The following is a 22,450-nucleotide window of genomic DNA, read 5'->3' as shown; positions in this document are numbered from 1 at the left end:
AATTTCACTAAATAGTGAGTAAAGATATGAATATTGAACAATCCGTATTTGACCTTGAGCATAGCGACAGCTATTCACCATCAAGCCATGCAGAAATTAAAAATACCTTACGTGAGCAAGGTTGGATTTTACTCAGACATGAACATTATGACGTGCACCGTTTTAGTGAGTTGATGACAGCCTTATGCCAAAAGCTGACTTATGATCCTGCTCGTGAAAATATCACGCAACAATCTCAGAAAGTGGATGCAGGCACTCAGGCTGTTGGGTTGCATATTGAAAATGGTTCTACGCCATTACCTCCAGATATTATTGCTTTTTTTAGTGAAGTGAGTGCTTCTCAAGGTTCACAGACCACTGTGTGTGATGGACATGTAGTATGGAAAAACTTATCCGAGCCGTTAAAACAAAAGTTTGCTGCACCGATGACCATTAGCCGCTATTTACCAAAACAGATTTGGCAGAAATATGTGGCGACTGCTTTCAATATTGCGGAGGTGGATTCGGTAACTTGGGAGGATTTAAATAAGTTTATTCGGATGATTCCAGGACAAACGATCACTCCCTCTCACGATCAAGGTGTGGAATACCATCTGCAAATGAACATGATTCGCCATGATAATTTGAAAGGCGTGCCTGCATTTGCCAATACCATTTTGGGACCCTCCTACAATTATCAAAAACCGAAATTTACTTTTGCGGATGGTCGCGAGATAAGTCAGGAACTGATTACAGAACTTGCGGAACTTTGCGAACAGCATACGCAGGAAATTGAATGGCAAGATGGTGATGTTGCGATTATCGACAACAAACGTTTTATGCATGGTCGACGTGAAATTTTAGTCCCTCTTGAGCAGCGTAAACTCTATATCAGTATGGGTTTAGGATTGAACGAAACATCTTAAGCACTAGTCTTAATATAATGAAAAGGAATAGGGTTATGTCAAATTTAACTGCAGTGATTGTTGGGGCAACAGGTGGCATAGGTAAAGCTATCGTTGAAAATTTATGTAAAAACAATGTGAACGTGATACTTGTGGCACGTAATGCTGAAGCATTACAAGTTATGCAGGCAGAGCTTAAAGCACAATATCCTCAATTAAAGCTACAAAGTCTGCGTTGCGATTTGAGCGATGCCGAGAGTCGTGAACAATTTATTCAAGCACTGACGCAGCAAAAGATTCACATTAATTACTATATTAATAATGCAGGGGTGAATGATTTTTCTTTGTTTAGTCATCAATCTAGCGACGCGATTGAACAGATGATGCTGATTAACGTGGTTTATCCACTGCAATTGATTCAGCACATTATTCCATTAATGTCGAAAACTGCACCAAGTCAAATTATTAACATGGGTTCGACTTTTGGCAGTATTGGTTACCCAGGTTATGTGAGTTATTGTGCCAGTAAATTTGCCTTACGCGGTGCAACCGAAGCCTTGGCACGTGAATATTCCAACTCACCGATTCAGTTTAAATACTTTTCACCTCGGGCAACCGCCACCACCATGAACAGTCCAGTAGTAGTGGAAATGAATGCAAAGCTGGGTGTAAAAATGGACAGCCCTGCTTTTGTAGCTGAAGAGCTATATCAATTTTTACAGAACGATAAGTTGTACTATCAAGTGGGATATCCTGAAAAAATCTTTGTCAAAGTGAATCAGGTGCTACCGAATGTGGTGTCGAGCTCGATTCAAAAAGACATTGATAAAATTCAAAATTTTGCAGAATTGAACCACCCAAAAATCACGACGGTTTCATCAACGTGAACTGTTTTAAGTGGCTGAACTGACGAGCACCTATCTGGGTGCTCGAATCTCTACAAAAGACTAACTTTTGGGCTGAATACTCTCGATTGTTGAAATAAAGTCTGTAAATTTTTGACCCTGAATGACCACATGGGCTTTCAATAAATCTTCAGCTTGTTGTTCATCACCTGCAAAAATGGCATCTAAAATGGCATTGTGTTCCGAAAAAGAATTATTCATTCGATTATTTACACGAAGCTGTAGTCGTCGATAGGGATGTAAACGTTTATGTAAGGTGGATGCTTGTTCAATTAAAAAAGCATTATGACTGGCCTGATAAATGGCAAAGTGAAATAAGCGGTTGGCTTCATAATAGTTTTCTGAATCATTTTGCTTTAAATAATCCTGACACAATAGATGCAAACGCTGTAATTCTTGTTTTTCTTCAGGTTGAATACGACGTGCGGCTAAACGTCCACACATGGCTTCTAATTCAGCCATCACTTCAAACATTTCACATAAAGTTAATGGGTTAATGGTCGGAATAATGGCGCCACGACGTGGGCGAATTTCGACCAGACCTTCGGCTGCAAGAAGCTTTAATGCCTCACGAATTGGGGTACGAGAAGCACCATAGCGATCACACAATTCTTGTTCATCAAGTTTGGTTCCCGGTAAGAAGAAACCATAAATAATATCATCCTCTAACTTTTTACTAATTTGAATAGAAAGAGGGAGTTCTGCAATAGAAGTCATACACCACCAAAAAATTGTATACAATTTATGTTTATTTGAGTACAAAACATTGTACACTGGATACAGATAGGCTATAACTATAGCAAATTATAAGTCAGATTATTAGAAGCAAAGCATGATCCAGGGAGGATTCAGCGATGATTATTTACGGAACAGCCATACTGGCAATCTGCCATCTACTCGGTGTGTATTTAGGAAATATTCTCGGTATGGCGCTTGGTGTAAAAGCCAATGTAGGTGGTGTGGCAATTGCCATGATTCTTTTAATTATATCAAAGGAGGTTTTGGCTAAACGTGGGCACCTGCCTCAAGTCACTCAGTTCGGTGTGTTGTATTGGTCAGGGATGTACATTCCAATCGTCGTTGCCATGTCAGCAGGACAAAACGTAGTTGCAGCGCTTTCAGGTGGAATGTTGGGGCTGATTGTTTCTGTCGCTTCACTCATTGGTACTGTATTGGTCATTCGTTGGTTGAACAAATCTAGCGGTGATTATGCAACCTATGAATGGTCAGTTGAAACAGTAGAAAAAGCGGTCTAACAGCCAGTCAGGCATGGATACAGAATAAAAACGGTTGGTTGGGTTACAAGGAAGAAACGTAATGGAAGAAATAGTCACAGTATTGACGAAAAATGCGTTAGTCACAGCGTTGGCAGTAACGGGGTTGATGATGTATGTCTCGCATCTCCTCTCAAAATATCTGACCAAGGGTAAATTACAAAGTTCAGCGATTGCCATCACCATGGGCTTGGTTTTGGCGTACTTTGCAGGCGTATATACCCAAGGTGAAAAAGGCATTTCAGACATCGCGATTTTTGGTGGTTTTGCTTTGCTTGGAGGAGCAATGTTGCGTGACTTGGCAATTGCTTCTACCGCATTTGAAGTCGATGTAAAAGAAGTCAAGAAAGCAGGCAAAGTCGGCATGATCGCGCTGCTGTTGGGTTGTGTGATTCCCTTTGTGATTGGCGCTATGGTCGCTTGGCTCATGGGTTATCGAGATCCTGTCTCGATGACCACAATTGGTGCAGGTGCAATGACCTATATCGTGGGCCCAGTAACAGGCACAGCAGTGGGTGCAAGCTCAGAAGTGATTGCATTATCCATTGCGATTGGTCTGATTAAGTCAGTGTTCTTTATGGTGGGTACACCATTACTCGCAAAATTCATGTATTTAAAAAGTCCACGCTCAGCGATGGTTTTTGGTGGTTTGGCGGGGACAACTAGCGGTACAGCTGCGGGTTTGGCAGGTACAGATGTTCGTTTAGTACCGTATGGTGCTTTGGTTGCAACATTCTATACAGGTTTAGGTTGCTTACTCGGACCCTCAATATTTTTCCTCACAATCAATGCCATCTTCGGCTAACTCAGACATAAAGGTGATGTTATGAACCAGATGGTTAAGAAGCATTTATGGGATAAGCAGAGAACCCGTAGACAAGAAAAACTCAATCAAGCAAAGCAAAAAGGCTTTGAAAAGAAAGTTGAACATGCACGTGTCATTGAACTATTAGAAACGGTCATTGCTTGCGGAGATCGAGTGTGTTTAGAAGGCAATAACCAGAAACAGGCAGATTTTCTCTCCAAGAGCTTAAGTCAATGTAATCCAGATGTGGTGAATAATTTACACATTGTTCAGTCTGTATTGGCTTTACCGAGTCACATAGACGTCTTTGAAAAGGGTATTGCTTCTAAAGTTGATTTTTCTTTTGCTGGCCCACAAAGTTTGCGTCTGGCTCAATTGGTTCAGCAGCAAAGAATTAGTATCGGATCAATTCATACCTATTTAGAGTTATACGGGCGTTATTTTATCGACCTCACTCCAAATGTGTGTTTAATCACGGCACATGCGGCAGACCGTCAAGGAAATTTATATACGGGTGCCAATACCGAAGATACGCCAGCAATTATTGAAGCCACTGCATTTAAAAGCGGCATTGTGATTGCACAGGTCAATGAAATTGTCGATAAGCTGCCACGTGTCGATGTGCCAGCAGATTGGGTCGATTTTTATATTGAAAGTCCCAAGCACAACTATATAGAACCGTTATTTACCCGTGATCCTGCACAAATTACCGAAGTGCAAATTTTAATGGCGATGATGGTTATTAAAGGTATCTATGCACCATATCAAATTCAACGATTAAATCATGGCATTGGTTTTGATACTGCGGCGATTGAATTATTGCTGCCTACTTATGCGGCTTCATTGGGGTTAAAGGGGCAGATCTGTACCAATTGGGCTTTGAATCCACACCCAACTTTAATTCCAGCAATTGAAAGTGGTTTTGTCGAATCAATTCATAGCTTTGGTTCTGAAGTCGGGATGGAAGACTATATTAAAGAACGTCCAGATGTGTTCTTTACGGGTAGTGATGGCAGCATGCGCTCGAATCGTGCCTTTAGTCAAACTGCGGGTTTATATGCGTGTGATTTGTTCATTGGTTCAACATTACAAATTGATTTGCAAGGCAACAGCTCAACCGCGACGGTAGACCGTATTTCTGGTTTTGGGGGGGCACCGAATATGGGTTCTGACCCGCATGGACGTCGTCATGCCAGTTATGCCTATACCAAAGCAGGGCGTGAAGCGGTGGACGGCAAACTCATAAAAGGTCGCAAACTGGTAGTGCAGTTGGTCGAAACGTACCGTGAACATATGCATCCTGTCTTTGTAGAAGAGTTAGATGCGTGGCAGTTACAAGACAAAATGGACAGCGAACTCCCACCAATCATGATTTATGGCGAAGACGTGACCCATATTGTGACGGAAGAAGGCATTGCCAACTTACTGTTATGTCGGACCCCAGAAGAACGGGAACAAGCGATTCGTGGTGTAGCAGGTTATACCCCAGTGGGGATGAAGCGTGATACAGCGAAAGTTGAAGAATTACGTCAGCGCGGCATTATTCAACGTCCAGAAGATTTAGGCATTGATCCGACACAAGTGAGTCGTGATTTGCTCGCAGCAAAATCGGTGAAAGATTTAGTTAAATGGTCGGGTGGTTTATATAGCCCCCCAAGCCGCTTTAGAAACTGGTGATTGACATGGAAAAGTTAAAATTTGAATTGCAATCAGCACCGCTGAGTGCTGAACAGGCGGCTGTTATTTGTGGTGTGGTTGGTTCTGGAAATTTAGAAGTCTTAGTTTCACAGCATGATCAGGCGGATATTTGTCAGATTGAAGTCACCACATCAGCCGTTGGTTTTCAACATGTTTGGCAGTCTGTACTGAATGAGTTTGCACAACGTCATGCGGTAGCAGGGCTTAAATTTCAGTTAAATGATATGGGGGCGACTCCAGCGGTGGTGAACCTGCGCTTAAGCCAAGCAATATCTATGTTTAAGGGAGTATAGAACATGGATCAAGTGATGCTCAAAAACAGTTTTTATGAAAAAACCGCGCGTGCGCGTATTCAAGCTGTGGTCGATGAAAACAGCTTTAAAGAAATCTTGAAGCCGACCGAAATCGAAGTTAGCCCACATTTATCGGCTCTGGATATTCCGGGAAGTTTTGATGATGGCGTGATTATTGGTACAGCAGCGATCAATCAAACCCCAATCCATATTATTGCCCAAGAAGGACAGTTCATGGGCGGTGCCGTGGGCGAAATTCACGGAGCGAAGATTGTCGGGCTGTTACATAAAGCCATTCAGGATCAATCACAAGCCGTGGTGTTCTTTGTGGATTCAGGTGGTGTGCGTTTGCATGAAGCGAATGCAGGTCTCATCGCCATTTCTGAAATCATGCGTGCCATGTTGCAAGTGCGACATGCAGGTATTCCGATTATTACGGTGATTGGTGGAACCTGTGGTGCTTTTGGTGGTATGGGTATTAGTGCATGTTTGAGCAGTGCCATCATCATGACAGAAGAAGGGCGTTTGGCACTGTCTGGCCCAGAAGTGATTGAAACGGTCAAAGGCGTGGAAGAATTTGACTCTAAAGACCGTGCTTTGGTTTGGCGTGTCACAGGTGGTAAACATCGTTATTTACTCAATCATGTACAAGCTTTGGTTGAGGATGATATTACAGATATTCGCGATGCGATTTTAACGCAGCTAGATGTTAAGACGGCCCCTCTAGACTTAGAACAATTATTGCAGCAACAGCAACAGCTTGAGCAACAACAGCAACGCTGGTTTGGTAAAAACGATGGCTTACAGATTTGGCATGAAATGGGCATTGCTCAGCCAGAAAAAATTCCAATGCTCTCGGCGCATGAAGTCGTGATGTTAAAGCAAGGATGATGCAATGAATACAGAATTAGTTTTGAAACAACTTTTTCCAAATCAACTGAATTATCAGATTGAGGGTTATGTCATTAAAGGGGATGCACAGACTGCGGTTGGCCCAGTACGAATTTTGGGTACGGTTAATGCCGCGCCGATTAATCAAGACATTGCCATTCAGTTGTCTTCTGAAATTTTAAAATTGGTACAACAAGGTGATCAAACTCCTGTGGTTTTTATTGTAGATACGCAAGGACAAGATCTTTCCCGTGCCGATGAATTGTTGTGTCTCAATCGTACTTTTGCACATTTAGCTTCATGTGTAGATTTATTACGCCGTAGTGGACATGCCAATCTTGCCATTATTTTCGGTCAAGCTGTCAGTGGTGGCTTCCTCTCTTATGGATTAATGGCAAATGAAGTGTATGCACTGAGCGATTCTCAGGTCAAAGTCATGGATCTGAACGCGATGGCACGGGTCACCAAAATTCCTGTAGAAAAGTTGAAACAACTGTCGCAAAGCTCAGCCATCTTTGCCCCAGGAGTCGAAAATTTCTACAAGATGGGCGCTATCAACGCCGTATGGGAAAACTTGGACACCGATTGGGTGAGTCAAGCATTAGTCAATCAACAGCAACATCTCGAAAGTTATATGACAGATCAGCGCCGTGTAGTTGGTCAGCAACGCCAAGGTCGTCAGTTGTGTAACTCAGTCATCGAGAAAGTTGTGAACGCTTAAGGAGGAAGCATATGGATCGTCATGACTTGGCTTATTTGCATCCTGTAGCAGATCTACATTTTTTGGATAGTTCCTTACCTGAACCTGCTAGACAAAAAGTGTACCAGTTGCTGCAACAGTCCGTGCCAATGACTATTTGTCGGCAGGACAATGACGATGCAGCTCAGGTCAAGCTGGCGATCAATTGCTTGGTTGAGGGGTGTAAATATCGTGTAGCTTGCTTGGTCGAAGCGGATGAAATTCAGCTCATTACCCGACCACTTTCCTTACATACCTTATTAATCGAACGACCGCAGAGCTTTCAGGATGCAGCACTACATGATTTTGCTAAAGCTTTAGTCACACTCAACTGTGAAGTTTATGTCTATGGCTCCTATGCCTATGAATATCTGACCCAAGAAGCCTATGTACGTGTTAGCTCGGATTTAGATTTGGTTTTATATCCGCAAGACATGTCACGATTAGCAGACATTTTACAACTAATTCAAAAAACACAAACTTTAAGTGCAGTCCGTTTAGATGGTGAAATCAAAATCCATCCAGACTGGCATGTTTCATTTAATGAATTGCTGATGATTTATCCTGAGGCTAAGCAGAGCATTATCGGCAAAGCTTTGCAGCATGTGGACATGCTGAAATTAGAACAACTATTAGAATGGAATCTTGAAGATGCAAACTGTACAGAAGCATGACCATCTATTCTTAGATATTTCGCAGCATGCGATGCGCTTAGATCTTCTGGCGCGAACAGCGCTTTATGAAGAAGTGAGTTTGGCACATAAACCCGGTTTGGTTTGCCCAACCACCCAAGGTAGCCATCAAGATATGGATTTCGCCTTGTTTGAGCGTAGCATCCAATCCCTAACTTATTATTTTCAAGAACAATGTTTAAATGGCTATCATGAAGTCGGTTTTGACAGCATTCGACAATGTGGCATTCAAGCTGAACAAAAAATGATGGATGCAACTGCACAGATTAACACCCACAAAGGGGCTATTTTTAATTTAGGATTTGCCAGCGCAGCAGTAGGAAAATGCTTTGCTCAAGATATTGCACTGAATGCGATTTCGATTAGTCGTATGATTCAGCAAACATGGCAAGAGGAATTACTGCATCATCTAGAGCGTAATCCCAACAGTCATGGGCAACGCATGCGCAGTCAATATGGTATTACGGGTGCTATTGAGGAAGTGGCTTCAGGCTTTAAAACAGTGTTAGATATTGCTATTCCACATTATTTAGAAATTTATGCAAAAACAGAAGATAAAAAGCGTGCATCGCTTCAAGCTTTACTTGCATTAATGTCTCATCTGCAAGATACCAATATTGTTTGGCGTGGCGGTTTATCGGCGCTATATATTGTGCAAGATATGGCGAAGCAGTTTTTGGTACGCGGTGGGGTACTACAAGTCGACTGGATGCAAGAAGTGAAAAGAATCGAAGATTACTTTGTTCAACATCATCTTAGTCCTGGCGGAAGTGCAGACTTATTGGGGGTAACTTTGTTCATGCTGAAGGTGGAACATGAATTTCGCAATATTATTTAGTGGGCAAGGGGTGCAGAACTTAGCTCATGTTCAGCAATTGAAAGACCTTGCTATAGAGTTAGATGTCAACTTGCAGCTCACGCAACATCTGCCTGAGTTGTTTAAGGCTGACTTATCTGAGACAGATTTGTATTGTAATGATTTTGCTCAACCCTTTATTTTTGCCCTACAGTGGTGTCGCTGGCAAAAGTTAAAACATTGCTTAGAAGAAACGATGAGTTTTTCAGGTTACTCACTTGGTGAATTAAGTGCACTGATTTGCTCAACTCAAACAGATTTAGCACAAGGACTTTATTTAGCCCGACAGCGGGGCATATTGATGTCAAACGCTGTGCATGTACCGAGTGGTTTGTTGGCTATTCAGGGCATGAATTGGGCAGGGTTATCCCCCATTTTGGCAAACACAGAGACTGAATTATCAATAAAAATTAGCGATAGCCATTTTATTGTCGGTGGTCTGGCATCGAACTTACAACAATTGACACAACAACTTAAACAGGTGGGAACACATTCGGTGAAGCGACTGAATGTCAGTATTCCTTCCCATACCTCTTTAATGAATGGTGCTGTAGCTCCTTATCGGCAGGTTTTACAACAGCATCTGTTTAATCGTTTGGAAGTACCTATCATTAGTGGTTCAGGTGGGCATAAATATTTTAAAAGCTGCGATGCAGTCGAAGCGCTGATTGATCAAATGAACCATGCCATAGATTGGGATTCGTGTTTAACCGCTATACAAGAAAACCAGCCCGATATTGTGTTAGAAATTGGGCCAGGCAATGCTTTAAGTAAAATGGTATTGGAGCGTAGTCCACATCTAAATGTAAGAGCAGTGGATGATTTTAAGACGTTTGCTGGTTTAGAACTTTGGATTGAAAAGCAGCAGAATATTTATTCTTAAATAAAATAAACACAAGATGACGTTTTATTGATGATCTCATTTATTAGGTTATTTGCATAAATTGATTTAAGCAGAAAATATGATTTGATTGGAACAATTGCTTATTTCAGGTCAAGTGGAAGATTCAGTATATTGAATGAACTTAAACCACACGGAGAAACCAGTGATGACCACTAAATGTATTCGATATAACCGAGGAGAACTTGCTTGCTGAACCATCCCATGTGCAGCAAAAAATACAATCGATGTAGACAATATGAGTCGGGGTTCAGAAACATAATGTCTAAAACTTTCACCACGCAAGATTATAAATTAAAACAGATAAATACAATAAAATTATAAAGTCCCAATAGTTGGGACTTTTTTTTACCTAGAAATTTTTGCCACAATCATTTCAGTCTAGTTGTCGGACTACACGTTCAACTTCTTCAGGCTCAATTTTCTGAATTTTATTACCAAAACTGCGTAGCCACCACGTGAGTTGAGAGGTAAAAGGAACAGTTGCAGAAATTTGAACCAGATTATGTTCAAGTGGGGTAATCACCTGATCTCGACTTAATTGGCTTTCTTCAAAATAATGTGACTCGCATTCTGGAATGGTCAGTTTTAAAGCAACATTATCTGTTGGTTTGTTATAGTCGACTCTAAATCCAAGTGCACCTGAGTCAATATAGGCATCAATGTCGAAATTGACAGGATGTAGTGCACGAGAATCTAGTACTTTGGCTGACTTAAAACGGTGCAAAGCAAAAGTTTGAATATCGGTTTTATCATAGCGAGTGCAAATTAAATAAATAGTTGCACCTTTTTGCACCAATGCCAAAGGGTTCAACGTATAAACGCTTTCTTCAGCTTGAGGACGCTTTTGATAAACACATTCCAATTGTTTATCTTGTAATAAACCTTCATAAATGGCTTGCTGCGCAGCACGATCCACCACAGGTGGAATTAAAGGTTGATTAGCAGGGACTATACGTACCCGATTAATCCATTGGCGTACATTATTTTGGGTAGATAAACTACGACGAGCCAAATCAAACCAAGGATTCATTTCTTCCAGTAAACTTGGAGGAAGAAGGTGTTTTAAGTGTTCCTCAACCATCATAAAAGTGACAGCTTGAGAACTGGTCATATGAGGCAAACTTTGAATCGGCGCATCAGAACGCCAACGCCATCCCTGTGGAACGGTTTTGTTGCTCTCAATTGGAAATCGCTGTGAAATCTGATTTAAATCACGCTGAATGGTGCGCAAGCTGATATCGATGCCTTCTCTTTGCAAAATTTCCTGTATTTCACGAGTTCCCATCCATTTTCCTGTAGAAAGACGGGACAGGATTTGCCATTGTCGATAAAGGCTATTCGATGTTTCTTTTTCTTGTGCAGACATAATTCAAATAAAAATAAATAAGTGGGGAATTAACAAGACAGTGTTAAACACAATAAGAAAACCTAACTGAATTGGCAAGTATTTATCACCGAATCGGGCAAAGAAAGTTCAATAAATTTAGACACAAGATCAAGCAGAAATGACATTGAGTCGAAGTGAAAAGAATGGATTAATAGTAAATCAGTATAAGAGATGCAAGGAGTGGCATTCTTATTGCTTAATAAAAAATGAGTTTGGCTATAACTATAAAGAGGGTCATATGCTTAATGAAAAAGAGATTTTAGATATTAATGGTTTATCACTAGAAGTGAATAATAAGCAATTGACAGCAAAAGTGGAGGGTGTAGCAAAACCGCAGGAGAAGACACAGTTACTTTTTGAGCGAACGAACTCTGTTTTTTTTAATGAAATGTTAGATGATCAAGCAGTTTCAGAAACCGCTTGCGCAAAAATTGAACATTGGCTTTCACAATACAATTTAGATGAATTACAAGCTTTAAATCAGCATGCCAAAGCGCATTTTTTATATGAAGGCATTACATTTACGGTATATGGAGAAGCAGAAGGCACAGAGCGTACCATTCCTTATGATGTGATCCCGCGAGTAATTGCGAAAAAGCAATGGAATAAGATATCGCTTGGCTGTGCACAACGCGTCAAGGCCCTAAATCTATTTTTACATGATATTTATCATCAGCAAGATATTCTTAAAGCGGGTATTGTGCCTGAACTACAAGTTCTCAAGCATGAGGCTTTTCAGCCACATATGTGTAATCAGAGCTTAAAAGGCAAAATTTACAGCCAAATTAGTGGCATTGATATTGTCCGAGATCGTCATGGCGAGTTTTATGTGCTTGAAGATAATTTAAGAACGCCATCGGGTGTGTCTTATATGTTGGAAAGCCGAAAAATCAGCCAAAAACTGATGCCTGAATTATGTTTGCAAAATAACTTACAAGGTATAGAGCATTATCCATTACTACTGAAAGAAATATTGGCCGAAAATGCCTTTAACGATAATCCCTTTATTGTCATTTTAACGCCAGGTCGTTTTAACAGCGCATATTATGAGCATTCCTTTTTGGCAAGGGAAATGGGTGTGCCTTTAGTAACATCGCGTGACCTTTACGTCGAAAACGATAAGGTTTATGTCAAAACGGTGCGAGGTAAACAGCAAGTTGATGTAATTTATCGACGTATTGATGATGATTATCTCGATCCATTGTGTTTTATGCCTGACAGTACACTTGGTGTTGCGGGTTTAATGTCTGCCTATTTACAAAAGAATGTCGTGATTGCAAATGCGCCTGGTACAGGAGTTGCAGATGACAAATCCATTTATCCGTACGTCGATAAAATGATTCAGTTTTATTTAGCTGAACAACCTGTCCTTAAAAATGTACCAACTTATCAATGTCGTGAAAGCAAAGACCTTGAATATGTATTAGACAATTTAGCTCAACTAGTTGTGAAAGAAGCACAGGGTTCAGGAGGATATGGCATGCTTATCGGACCACATGCTTCTGCACAGCAAATTGCGACTTTCAAAGATAAAATTTTAGCAACGCCACATTTGTACATTGCTCAACCTACATTGGATTTGTCAGTTTGTCCGATGTTAACTGATTCAGGGTTATCAGAACGACATATTGACTTGCGTCCATTTGTGCTGAGTTCCCCTTATCGTACCGAAATTGTACCGGGGGGGTTAACACGTATGGCAATGCAAGAAGGCTCTCTTGTGGTGAATTCTTCACAGGGTGGTGGCATTAAAGATACATGGGTTGTAGACCATTTACATTCATAAGTAACCAAAACAATGAAGGAGCAATTTCATGATCTTACTCAGCACGAATGCACAGCAAATTTTTTGGTTAGGTCGTTATTTAACGCGTATTGAATATTTATGTCAGCAATTTCCATTTGTGGATGATCAGAAAGCTGTGTCTTATGCCCACGCTTTTTGTTTACCTGCATTTGATGCAAGCTCGCTCAATGAATTGGTATTAGACCCAGAACAACCTTATTCATTTATTCAACAGTTTCAGTTTGCCAAAGACAATGTTCAAGAATTGAGAGGCGTTTTTTCTGCAAAAACCTATGCAGAACTCAATCAATATATTCGGAATGCGAGTGCAAGTTCGACGTGTATTTGTGATGTGATTGCAGATTGTCGTGAAGTGTTAGAGGGTGAGCCGGAAGAAACTTTCTTGTTCTATTCTTTGGGGCAAACTTTAGAGCAACTAGATCGACAACTTCGCTTAAAGCAAGATCAGACACAAACCTTAGAGCAAATTTCGGCGCTTATACAAGTATTGGAGAAAATGGGTTGGGACAGTTTAGATACGGCTTGGCAACAGCTTAAAACTCAACCTGATCAAATAAATTTTTATAACTTTAGTGATCAAATTCAATATTTATTTGAGGTGAATGCATGAAACTCATGATCAATCACCAGACACACTATCAATATACTGAACAGGCATGTAATAGCATTCAGTATATTAAAATGACCCCATTGAATAATGCACATCAGAATGTGCATTACTGGGATGTCAGTGTGCCAGGTGAGCGTTGTACGAAGAGAGATGCGTTCAATAACATCTGGATTACCAGTTCACAACGTTATGCTTATGAGCAAATGACAATTATGGCGCAGGGCATTGTTGAGCTGAATAAGCAGCCTTCGGTGATGGGTCTAATAGATCATCTAAATCCTTATCAATTCTTACAACCAACGCCAACGACCATGTGCAATGCGGAAATGAAAGAATTTGCGCATCGTTTCGTACCTGAGTTTACGCGTGAAAATTTGGTCAAACTAGCTGAAGCCATTTTGCAGCATATTCCCTATACTCCTAATTATACTTCAGTCAATACTTCTGCCATTGAAGCGTTTCATAATCGTCAGGGGGTATGCCAAGACCACAGTCATGTTTTTATTGCAATGTGCAAAGCTTTGGGCTTGCCAGCGCGTTATGTTTCAGGTTATTTATTTGTGCCAAATACATCACACCTTGCCAGTCACGCATGGGCGGAAGTATTTTTGGGAAACACATGGTATTGTTTCGATATCAGCAACCAGATTTTTAGCCCAGACCAGCATATTTATGTGGCAATTGGTCGAGATTATTGGGATGTTGCCCCAATTCGTGGAGTGCGCGAAAAAGGGGGAATTGAAACGATGCACTCAATTGTTCAAGTACTTGCATGTTAATGAATGTAAGTTAAGGGGAAGAGATGACTTATTGTTGTGCGCTTAGATTAAAAGAAGGTCTCGTCTTTATCAGTGACACGCGAACGAATGCGGGAGTAGATCATATTTCTGTATTTCGAAAGCTTTATACATTTGGAATTGAAGGCGAACGTTTTATCACGATTCAAACATCGGGTAATTTAGCGACAACGCAGGCCGTGATTGGACATCTAAAAAACCATTTAGAATTACAACAAACACCAAATTTATATAGTGTAAATACCATGTTTGAAGTAGCTGAATTGGTCGGTCATACCTTGCAAAAGGTCATTGCAGATGTAACTGAAAACACGCAGGAACAAAGTAATTATTACTGTAGTTTGTTGGTAGGTGGACAAATTGGTCAAGCAGAAATGCAGCTTTATAATATTTACCCACAAGGTAATTTTATTTGTGCAACCAGCGATACACCATATTTCCAGATTGGAGAAAGCAAATATGGTAAGCCAATTTTAGATCGTGCCTTAAGTTATGATATGCCACTCAGTGAAGCTTTACGTTGTAGCCTAATTTCATTTGATTCGACATTGCGCTCAAACGTATCGGTGGGTATGCCACTTGATGCACTCATCTATAAAAAGAACAGTTTACATATTCCTGAAGGTAAGCGAATTACAGAAGAAGACCCTTACTTCGAAAATATTAGTAAGGAATGGTCAGATACACTACGGAGTGGATTACAGAATTTACCAAAGCCGTCGGAAGATTATTTTAAATAATGATGTATTATTATTTTTTTAAGCATAGCGCGAGAAATCGCGCTATGCTTTTATTTATACAATGAATAAAACAATAAGATAGGAAATCAAAAAATGTACCAACTTTGCTATGCCAGTCAGGCTAAATTTCAACCCGAAACACTACTACAAGATTTAAGAGACATTCTATCTGAAGCCCGAGATTTTAACGTAAAGCTGAAGATCAAAGGCGTATTGTGTTATGCAGATGGTTGCTTCTTTCAATGTTTGGAAGGAGAACAAGATTCGGTTTTAAACTTGTTGAATAAAATAGAAAAAGATCAACGACACTCTGATTTAACGATATTGTCACAACAATACATTCTGAGTGATTCGCATTTTTCAGATTGGAGTATGAAATATATAGGTCGGCATTCAGAGGTACATCATTATTTTGAGCAATTGGGATCTAGCAAATTTAATCCTTTATTACTGCAATATGAATCATTACAGCATTTTTTGCAGTTGTTATATCGTATTCCAGAACAGCAATTATAAATTCTATTCAGTTCAGCTATACAACCCTAGATACTACTCATCGAAGAAAGCAGTATCTAAAGCAATATTTTATTATTTCACTATCCGATGAGGGCGTTGGCTCAAACGGCATAAAATCTCATACCCAATGGTACCATTTGCATCGGCAACATCATCGACCAAACGTTGTTTGCCCCAAAGCTCCACAGGTGTGCCTAGAGCAACTTTTAACCCTGTAACATCAATAGCAACCATATCCATCGCTACACGTCCGACAACAGGAAGCTTTTTCCCTTCAATTACTACATAATTTTGTTTGACATATGCACGCGGGTAACCATCGCCATAGCCAATAGAAACAATAGCCAAATCGGTATTTTGTGTTGCAGTGTAGGTTGAACCATAGCCCACCTTTTCGCCTTTTTGGATATGATTCAAGGCAATAACTGCAGCAGTAAAAGTCATGACAGGTTGTAAGTCTAAGTCTCTTACTGTTTGGTCTGCAAATGGTGTTGCACCATACAGCATAATGCCTGGGCGAACATAATCAAAATGGAGTTCTGGCCAACGGTAAATTGCAGCAGAATTACAGCATGAAGCCAGAATAGGAGCACAACTTTGTTTTATATCAAGAAATTGTGCAATTTGCTGTTCATTTAAGGGATGATCGGCATCAGCATTAGCAAAATGCATAGTTAATACACAGGTAAAACCAGCCGCTTTTAAGGTATTAATGACGGCAATAATTTCACTTGCTTTAAAACCAAGTCGGTTCATGCCGCTATTGAGTTTAATCCAGACTTTAAGTCCAAGTGCATTGTATTGCTCTTGATGGGCAAGTAACCAGTTCACTTGTTGTTGTTGATGCACGACACATTCAAGCTTTTGTTCAATGACGGTCTGCATTTCATCCGCTGAAAATATTCCTTCAATTAATGTAATCGGTTGTTCATAGCCTAAGGCACGAATTTCTAGTGCCTCTTGCAAGCAGGCGACACCAAAAGCATCGGTATTATTCAAGGCTGCAAGACAGTCTTTGATACCATGTCCATAAGCATTGGCTTTGACCATGCTCACGATTTTTGCCTTAGGGGCAAGTTGTTTAACACGGTTTAAATTATATTGAAGTGCTGATTGATCAATACAAACTGTTGCTTGGCGCACCCGAATGACTCCTTTGGGAATAGAGAATGGCAAGATTAAAACTAGGGTTTTATTTCAAGTCATCGAATCAGAAATATGGAAGGGTATTACCGTTTAGGTAAATATCCATAAAATACGTTAGTTATTGTAGACCTATAAAAATCAAATACCCATCTTATTTCATGGCTTTATTCTATTTAAATCTATGAGTTATCTGTTTTGTTCGATAAAGACGACTGTAAAATGATCCTATTTACATTATTCATGAGTAAATAAAAAATGGGCTGAGTGCCCATTTTTTATTCTTCATCATCGTACTGACTATAGTACTCAGGCGATAAGTTACTAAAACGTGTATATTGACCTTCAAAAGCCAATCGGACTGTACCAATTGGGCCATTACGCTGTTTACCAATAATAATTTCAGCCGTACCAGCTTCTTTCGACTCTTTGTTATAAACTTCGTCACGGTAAATAAACATAATTAAGTCGGCATCCTGCTCAATCGCACCCGATTCACGCAAGTCAGACATGACTGGGCGCTTATTAGGACGGTTTTCCAGAGAGCGGTTAAGCTGTGATAAAGCAATGACGGGACACTGCATTTCTTTTGCAAGAGCTTTTAAGCTACGAGAAATTTCACCAATTTCACCAACACGGTTATCACCCATACCAGGGACTTTCATTAATTGTAAGTAGTCGACCATGATACAGCCCAATTTACCACCATGCTGTTTGGCGATACGACGCGCACGAGCACGTAATTCAGTTGGAGGCAGGGCAGAAGAGTCATCAATATATAGATGCTTCTCTTGTAACTGTAAAATCGTACCTGTGACTTTAGACCATTCATCACCGTCGAGTTTGCCTGAACGTAAATGCCCTTGATGTACTTTGCCGTATGCAGAAATTAAACGCATAGCAATCGAGTCCGCGGGCATTTCCATTGAGAACACCAACGCGGGTAAGTCACAGTTAAACAATACACTTTCAACCAAGTTCATGGCAAAAGTAGTTTTCCCCATAGATGGACGCGCTGCGACAATAATCATGTCTCCCGCTTGCATACCTGAGGTTTTATTGTCTAATTCAACAAAACCTGTTGTTAAACCAGTGATATTCCCATCTAGTTGTGACAATTCATTTAATTTATCAAAGACATCTGCAACAACGGTGTTGATGGCTTTAGGACCTGCATTTTTCTTATTGTTATTGTGCTGTTCGGCAATTGAGAAAATATTGGTCTCGGCTAAATCTAAAATTTCGCTCACACTACGACCTTTGGTGTCATAGGCATTTTGCAAAATTTCAGAGCTGACTTTAATCATATTGCGTAAAGTCGAAAATTCTTTAATTTTATTGGCATAGGTTTCAAGGTTATAAAAACTTGAAGGAGAGTCTGCCATAAGTTGCATTAAATATTCTTCACCACCAATCGCATCAAGTAAATTTTGCTTAATTAACCAGTCATTCACCAATACTGCATCATAAGGAGAATTTTCTTGTGCAAGTTTTTCAATTGCACGATAAATGTACTTATGGCGTGTTGCATAAAAATCTTGTTCATTGAGCACATCACTTACTTGTTCAAATGACTCAGCAACAGTCATTAGTGCTGCAAGTACAGCCTGTTCAATAGCTAAATTATGTGGTGGTGTACGAAATTCTTTGAGTTGATTCGACTCATTTATTTTGTTGTCTGCTTTGGGTGAGTTTGGTGTAGCAGTGGCATTCGCCTGAGACATAACAAGACCTAATAAAAAGACAAAACAAAACAGATTGACTATCTTAATCCAAATGAAGCCTTTCTGGATAATTTAATTCAAGGAAAATTGTTTAGGTGATGCAATAGCATAATAGGTAAGCATTCCTGCTATTACATCAAAATTAGCATAGTTTCTGTTTAGAAAAAAAGAATGCTAAGTTTTACGTTTAATGACTTGCGAACCAGTCTTTTTCGAACTTTCCATTTTTTAAACGATAAGCAGAGAGACCATGGCGAAGATCATTTTTCTGCGCATCTTTGATAAAACCCTTATCCTTACCTAAAGAATAAAGAAAGGCATCTATTAGTAATAAGGCTAAATCAATAAACCACCAGAGGCCTAAGCCACCAAGTGTAATTAATTTAAAAAAACCACTAACTTTTTTCCCGAGATAGAAGCGATCAATTCCAAAAAATCCTAAAAACATTGAGAGTGTTAAAGCAATTAAACGATTTTTCTTATGCATATTAAGTCCTAGATAAATGATTATAAAGTTAATGATTAATATTTGAACTACTTATAATTTTTTATATAAAAAAAGAGCATGCCTGAGCATGCCCTTTTTTCTTGCAAGAAATTACTCAGATACGATAGTAACGAGAACTTCAGCAACAACATCATGATGCAATTGGATTGCGATGTTGAATTCGCCAGTGTGACGAAGAGCGCCGTTTGGTAAACGAACTTCTGCACGGTCAACAACAAGACCAGCATTAGTTAAAGCGTCAGCGATGTCACGCGTACCGATAGAACCGAAAAGTTTACCTTCGTCACCAGCTTTAGCAGTGATAACGATGTTAACTTCGTTCAATTGATCAGCACGTGCAGTAGCAGCACCTAATACTTCAGCTTCTTGTTTCTCAAGTTCAGCACGACGAGCTTCAAAAGCAGCAGTGTTAGCTTCAGTTGCAGCTACAGCTTTACCTTGAGGGATCAAGAAGTTACGACCGTAACCAGCTTTAACTGATACTTTGTCGCCTAATTTACCAAGGTTTTTAATGCGTTGTAATAAGATAATATCCACAGCTCAACCTCACTTATGATTGTCAGTGTAAGGGATCAAAGACAAGTAGCGAGCTTGTTTAATGGCAAGCGCTAATTGACGTTGGTAACGAGCTTTAGTACCTGTAATACGGCTAGGAACAATCTTGCCATTTTCAGTGATGTACTGTTTTAAAGTGTCGATATCTTTGTAGTCGATGTACGTAACGTTCTCAGCTGTAAAGCGGCAGAACTTGCGACGACGGTAAAAACGTGCCATTGATGTTCTCCTTATGCTTCAGCAGAGTCTTGAGCAGCTAGTTGTGCTTCTTCACGTTGAGCTTTACGCGCACGCTTTTCTTCAGCACTCTTAGCCAATAATGACTCTTCAGTGATTGCGTTTTCACGACGGATGATTAAGCTACGAAGGATCGCGTCGTTGTAACGGAACAATTCTTCTAACTCATCAAGAGTAGTTTGACCACACTCAACATTCATAAGAATGTAGTGAGCTTTGTGGATCTTGTTGATTGGGTAAGCCAATTGACGACGACCCCAGTCTTCAAGACGGTGGATTTGACCTTCAGCTTCTTTGATGTGAGTTAGGTAACGTTCTACCATACCCACAACTTGATCGCTTTGATCTGGGTGTACCAGAAGTACGATTTCGTAGTGACGCATTGTCAGCTCCTTACGGATTATACAGCCCCTAACGTAATTGTTAGAAGCAAGGAGTCACAACCAAGGTTGTGTCGCATTAGATGCGAGGGGTGAATTTTAGAAGGTTTGGCAATAAAATTCAAGCAATATTAAATTTATGCGCAAAGTAGTGATGATATCGAAGATTTATCTAGGTGTGGAATAGATATGAACTTACAAATAGTAATTATGTGTAGAAATGAAGACCAGCTTTAAAAGATAGAGAGGAGGTCTCTATCTTTTAAAACAGGGGTAAATGCGGGGCAGGGCTTATATAGCTAAAACTAAAGCTAAAACTTAATGCTGTGATCAGAATCACAGAATACAAGAAATAACGTTTAGCCCAAACTTGATCATTCTCGGCTTTAAAACCAATAATTGATAAATATACCCAATAAGCACATAAACCATTAAAAGTAATTAAGAAGAATAAGTTTGTATAACCAAAGCAATATAAACCATTGAGTACTGCTGCAAACAAAATAACGTAAATCAGGCTTTCGACCTTGGTACGTAAAATTGAACGCGCAACAGGTAAAATTGGAATACCTGCATTTTTATAGTCGTCGAAACGATAGATTGCAATTCCCCATGAATGAGGCATTTGCCAAAGTGCATAAGCTAAGAAAATAAGCAAAGCAGCTACATCGAATTCGTTAGAGACAGCCGTGTAACCAATCACAGGTGGACTTGCACCAGAGATACTTCCAATCACTGTTTGGTGAATGGTGGTACGTTTGCTCCAAAGACTATAAAACCCAACATAAACAACAAAACCAAGAACAGCAAAACCAAAAGAATATGCATTGACAAAAAACCATAACATGCCAAAGCCTAAAAGACCTAAAGCTGCGGCAAAAATCAGTGCCACACTAGGACTAATCGTTTTTTTAACAAGTGCACGGTTTTGAGTACGTTGCATCTTCTGGTCAATGTCTTGATCAATGACATTGTTAACTACACATCCTGATGCAACAACCAAAGTTGTAGCTAGTAGTGTAATCAGAAGTAAAAGGAAATCTACAGAACCTTGGGCGGCTAAGAAAAAGCCGCCCAAAGTGGTAACGAAGTTACCAAAGAGAATTCCTGGTTTAGTCAGGAATAAATACTTTTTTAACATGACAACCAGTTTAGAGCATCATGTTGAAGTGGAGGTAATTCATAACCCATACAGAACCGATCAAAAGAACGGCAATTGTAAGAATTGTATAAATAAATGCAATTACGTTCCAACGTTGCTCTGCAGATGAGTTCATGTGCAAGAAGAAAATCAACTGTACAAGAACCTGAGCAACTGCAGTAATACCAACTACTGCAAGTGTTGCGCCACGACCGAAGTTTTCTGGGTTCATTGCCATATAGAATGGAACAATGGTTAATACCACAGAGACAATAAAACCAATAGTATATTGCTTCACGGTGCCGTGAGCTGCATCAGACGCATGATTATCGTGACCCATTAGAGAACTCCCCGCAAATAAACTACGCTGAATACACAGATCCATACGATGTCAAGGAAGTGCCAGAACAAGCTCAAGCAAGCAAGGCGACGTGTATTCGGTAATGTCAAACCATACTTTTTGATTTGAACCATTAACACGATCATCCATACCAAACCAGAAGTTACGTGAATACCGTGCGTACCAACTAAAGTGAAGAACGCAGATAAGAACGCACTTGTGCTTGGACCATGACCAGCATGTACAAGGTGATTAAACTCATACAGTTCCATGCCAATGAATGATGCACCAAATACCCAAGTAATTGCTAACCAAATTAAAACTTGGCTAACATTCTTTTTGTACGATGCAAGTACAGCAAAACCAAATGTAACTGAAGAAATTAAGAGAGCAAAAGTTTCAGTTAATACGAAACCTAAAGACTCACCGAATAATTCTTTAGCACTTGGGGTACCTGGTGGAACATGACCACTTAATACAACGAAAGCAATGAAGAGTGTACCGAATAGGATCAAGTCACTCATCAAGTAAGACCAGAAACCAAAGACGGTAATGTCTGTATCATCATGATGATGATGTTCATCGTGTCCGTGGTTATCGTGATGAAGTACTTCAGCCATTGTC

General features: G+C 40.0%; 27 protein-coding genes. 16 read left to right on the top strand and 11 right to left on the bottom strand.

Annotation, left to right across the window (positions count from 1 at the left end):
• Positions 1 to 26 precede the first annotated feature (26 nt).
• Positions 27 to 905: a TauD/TfdA family dioxygenase gene (locus I593_RS04735; RefSeq protein WP_016166430.1), complete on the top strand. Its 879-nt coding sequence runs from the start codon at positions 27 to 29 to the stop codon at positions 903 to 905.
• 35 nt (positions 906 to 940) lie between these two features.
• Entirely contained in the window at positions 941 to 1,771 is an 831-nt protein-coding gene (locus I593_RS04730; protein ID WP_016166429.1) for an SDR family oxidoreductase, read from the top strand.
• 60 nt (positions 1,772 to 1,831) lie between these two features.
• Here the strand turns inward: I593_RS04730 and I593_RS04725 are convergent, their stop codons facing one another.
• Complete coding sequence (locus tag I593_RS04725) at positions 1,832 to 2,506, bottom strand: GntR family transcriptional regulator (RefSeq protein WP_016166428.1); 675 nt, start codon at positions 2,504 to 2,506, stop codon at positions 1,832 to 1,834.
• Between the two features lie 137 nt (positions 2,507 to 2,643).
• On the opposite strand from I593_RS04725, the gene madL reads away from it, so the two are divergent.
• From madL to I593_RS04680, 9 genes are all read left to right on the top strand, one after another.
• Complete coding sequence (madL, locus tag I593_RS04720; protein WP_016166427.1) at positions 2,644 to 3,045, top strand: malonate transporter subunit MadL; 402 nt, start codon at positions 2,644 to 2,646, stop codon at positions 3,043 to 3,045.
• A 61-nt stretch (positions 3,046 to 3,106) separates the two neighbouring features.
• Positions 3,107 to 3,868 (top strand): malonate transporter subunit MadM, encoded by a 762-nt coding sequence (gene madM / locus I593_RS04715; RefSeq protein ID WP_016166426.1) that lies wholly within the window; start codon positions 3,107 to 3,109, stop codon positions 3,866 to 3,868.
• Between the two features lie 21 nt (positions 3,869 to 3,889).
• Positions 3,890 to 5,545 (top strand): malonate decarboxylase subunit alpha, encoded by a 1,656-nt coding sequence (mdcA, locus tag I593_RS04710; protein ID WP_016166425.1) that lies wholly within the window; start codon positions 3,890 to 3,892, stop codon positions 5,543 to 5,545.
• 5 nt (positions 5,546 to 5,550) lie between these two features.
• Positions 5,551 to 5,859, top strand: a complete 309-nt coding sequence (mdcC, locus tag I593_RS04705) for a malonate decarboxylase acyl carrier protein (protein WP_016166424.1) — start codon at positions 5,551 to 5,553, stop codon at positions 5,857 to 5,859.
• Positions 5,860 to 5,862: 3 nt separating this feature from the next.
• The gene (locus I593_RS04700; protein WP_016166423.1) at positions 5,863 to 6,750 is read left to right on the top strand and encodes a biotin-independent malonate decarboxylase subunit beta; all 888 of its coding nucleotides are present in this window, start codon (positions 5,863 to 5,865) and stop codon (positions 6,748 to 6,750) included.
• Positions 6,751 to 6,754: 4 nt separating this feature from the next.
• On the top strand, positions 6,755 to 7,471 hold the full coding sequence (mdcE, locus tag I593_RS04695; protein ID WP_016166422.1) for a biotin-independent malonate decarboxylase subunit gamma: 717 nt from the start codon (positions 6,755 to 6,757) through the stop codon (positions 7,469 to 7,471).
• 11 nt (positions 7,472 to 7,482) lie between these two features.
• The gene (mdcG, locus tag I593_RS04690; protein ID WP_016166421.1) at positions 7,483 to 8,163 is read left to right on the top strand and encodes a malonate decarboxylase holo-[acyl-carrier-protein] synthase; all 681 of its coding nucleotides are present in this window, start codon (positions 7,483 to 7,485) and stop codon (positions 8,161 to 8,163) included.
• Positions 8,141 to 9,019 (top strand): triphosphoribosyl-dephospho-CoA synthase MdcB, encoded by an 879-nt coding sequence (gene mdcB / locus I593_RS04685; protein ID WP_016166420.1) that lies wholly within the window; start codon positions 8,141 to 8,143, stop codon positions 9,017 to 9,019. The genes mdcG and mdcB overlap by 23 nt, the downstream gene beginning before the upstream one ends.
• On the top strand, positions 8,997 to 9,920 hold the full coding sequence (locus I593_RS04680; protein ID WP_016166419.1) for an acyltransferase domain-containing protein: 924 nt from the start codon (positions 8,997 to 8,999) through the stop codon (positions 9,918 to 9,920). Before mdcB ends, I593_RS04680 begins: the two co-directional genes overlap by 23 nt.
• Before the next feature lie 394 nt (positions 9,921 to 10,314).
• Here I593_RS04680 and I593_RS04675 read toward each other — a convergent pair whose 3' ends face one another.
• Entirely contained in the window at positions 10,315 to 11,307 is a 993-nt protein-coding gene (locus I593_RS04675) for a helix-turn-helix transcriptional regulator (RefSeq protein ID WP_016166418.1), read from the bottom strand.
• Between the two features lie 259 nt (positions 11,308 to 11,566).
• Between I593_RS04675 and I593_RS04670 the strand changes: the two genes are divergently transcribed.
• The 5 genes from I593_RS04670 to I593_RS04650 all read left to right on the top strand — a co-directional run bounded on the left by I593_RS04670 (position 11,567) and on the right by I593_RS04650 (position 15,798).
• Positions 11,567 to 13,114, top strand: coding sequence for a circularly permuted type 2 ATP-grasp protein (locus I593_RS04670; protein WP_016166417.1), 1,548 nt, complete (start codon positions 11,567 to 11,569; stop codon positions 13,112 to 13,114).
• A 28-nt stretch (positions 13,115 to 13,142) separates the two neighbouring features.
• Positions 13,143 to 13,745, top strand: coding sequence for an alpha-E domain-containing protein (locus I593_RS04665; protein ID WP_016166416.1), 603 nt, complete (start codon positions 13,143 to 13,145; stop codon positions 13,743 to 13,745).
• Positions 13,742 to 14,524, top strand: coding sequence for a transglutaminase family protein (locus I593_RS04660; RefSeq protein WP_016166415.1), 783 nt, complete (start codon positions 13,742 to 13,744; stop codon positions 14,522 to 14,524). Before I593_RS04665 ends, I593_RS04660 begins: the two co-directional genes overlap by 4 nt.
• A 23-nt stretch (positions 14,525 to 14,547) precedes the next feature.
• A complete protein-coding gene (locus tag I593_RS04655; protein ID WP_016166414.1) occupies positions 14,548 to 15,282 on the top strand; it encodes a proteasome-type protease in 735 nt (244 codons plus the stop codon).
• A 93-nt stretch (positions 15,283 to 15,375) separates the two neighbouring features.
• Complete coding sequence (locus tag I593_RS04650; RefSeq protein ID WP_016166413.1) at positions 15,376 to 15,798, top strand: BLUF domain-containing protein; 423 nt, start codon at positions 15,376 to 15,378, stop codon at positions 15,796 to 15,798.
• 72 nt (positions 15,799 to 15,870) lie between these two features.
• On the opposite strand, the gene alr is transcribed toward I593_RS04650, so the two are convergent.
• The 9 genes from alr to cyoC form a co-directional block, all read right to left on the bottom strand.
• A complete protein-coding gene (gene alr, locus I593_RS04645; RefSeq protein ID WP_016166412.1) occupies positions 15,871 to 16,941 on the bottom strand; it encodes an alanine racemase in 1,071 nt (356 codons plus the stop codon).
• Between the two features lie 278 nt (positions 16,942 to 17,219).
• Positions 17,220 to 18,665, bottom strand: a complete 1,446-nt coding sequence (gene dnaB, locus I593_RS04640) for a replicative DNA helicase (protein WP_016166411.1) — start codon at positions 18,663 to 18,665, stop codon at positions 17,220 to 17,222.
• A gap of 187 nt (positions 18,666 to 18,852) precedes the next feature.
• Positions 18,853 to 19,152 carry a TM2 domain-containing protein gene (locus I593_RS04635; protein ID WP_016166410.1) on the bottom strand — a complete coding sequence of 100 codons (300 nt, stop codon included), beginning with the start codon at positions 19,150 to 19,152 and terminating at the stop codon, positions 18,853 to 18,855.
• Between the two features lie 111 nt (positions 19,153 to 19,263).
• Positions 19,264 to 19,710, bottom strand: coding sequence for a 50S ribosomal protein L9 (gene rplI / locus I593_RS04630; RefSeq protein ID WP_016166409.1), 447 nt, complete (start codon positions 19,708 to 19,710; stop codon positions 19,264 to 19,266).
• 9 nt (positions 19,711 to 19,719) lie between these two features.
• The gene (gene rpsR, locus I593_RS04625; protein WP_004278792.1) at positions 19,720 to 19,947 is read right to left on the bottom strand and encodes a 30S ribosomal protein S18; all 228 of its coding nucleotides are present in this window, start codon (positions 19,945 to 19,947) and stop codon (positions 19,720 to 19,722) included.
• An 11-nt stretch (positions 19,948 to 19,958) separates the two neighbouring features.
• The gene (rpsF, locus tag I593_RS04620) at positions 19,959 to 20,348 is read right to left on the bottom strand and encodes a 30S ribosomal protein S6 (protein ID WP_016166408.1); all 390 of its coding nucleotides are present in this window, start codon (positions 20,346 to 20,348) and stop codon (positions 19,959 to 19,961) included.
• A 259-nt stretch (positions 20,349 to 20,607) separates the two neighbouring features.
• Complete coding sequence (cyoE, locus tag I593_RS04615; RefSeq protein WP_016166407.1) at positions 20,608 to 21,486, bottom strand: heme o synthase; 879 nt, start codon at positions 21,484 to 21,486, stop codon at positions 20,608 to 20,610.
• A gap of 10 nt (positions 21,487 to 21,496) precedes the next feature.
• Positions 21,497 to 21,826 carry a cytochrome o ubiquinol oxidase subunit IV gene (cyoD, locus tag I593_RS04610; protein ID WP_016166406.1) on the bottom strand — a complete coding sequence of 110 codons (330 nt, stop codon included), beginning with the start codon at positions 21,824 to 21,826 and terminating at the stop codon, positions 21,497 to 21,499.
• Positions 21,826 to 22,446 carry a cytochrome o ubiquinol oxidase subunit III gene (cyoC, locus tag I593_RS04605; protein WP_016166405.1) on the bottom strand — a complete coding sequence of 207 codons (621 nt, stop codon included), beginning with the start codon at positions 22,444 to 22,446 and terminating at the stop codon, positions 21,826 to 21,828. The genes cyoD and cyoC overlap by 1 nt, the downstream gene beginning before the upstream one ends.
• Positions 22,447 to 22,450 lie beyond the last annotated feature (4 nt).

The sequence above is a fragment of the Acinetobacter tandoii DSM 14970 = CIP 107469 genome (assembly GCF_000400735.1).
Taxonomy (GTDB): Bacteria; Pseudomonadota; Gammaproteobacteria; order Pseudomonadales; family Moraxellaceae; genus Acinetobacter; species Acinetobacter tandoii.
The sequence above is the reverse complement of the archived record's forward strand: the minus strand, read 5'-3'. Positions and strand labels throughout refer to the sequence as shown.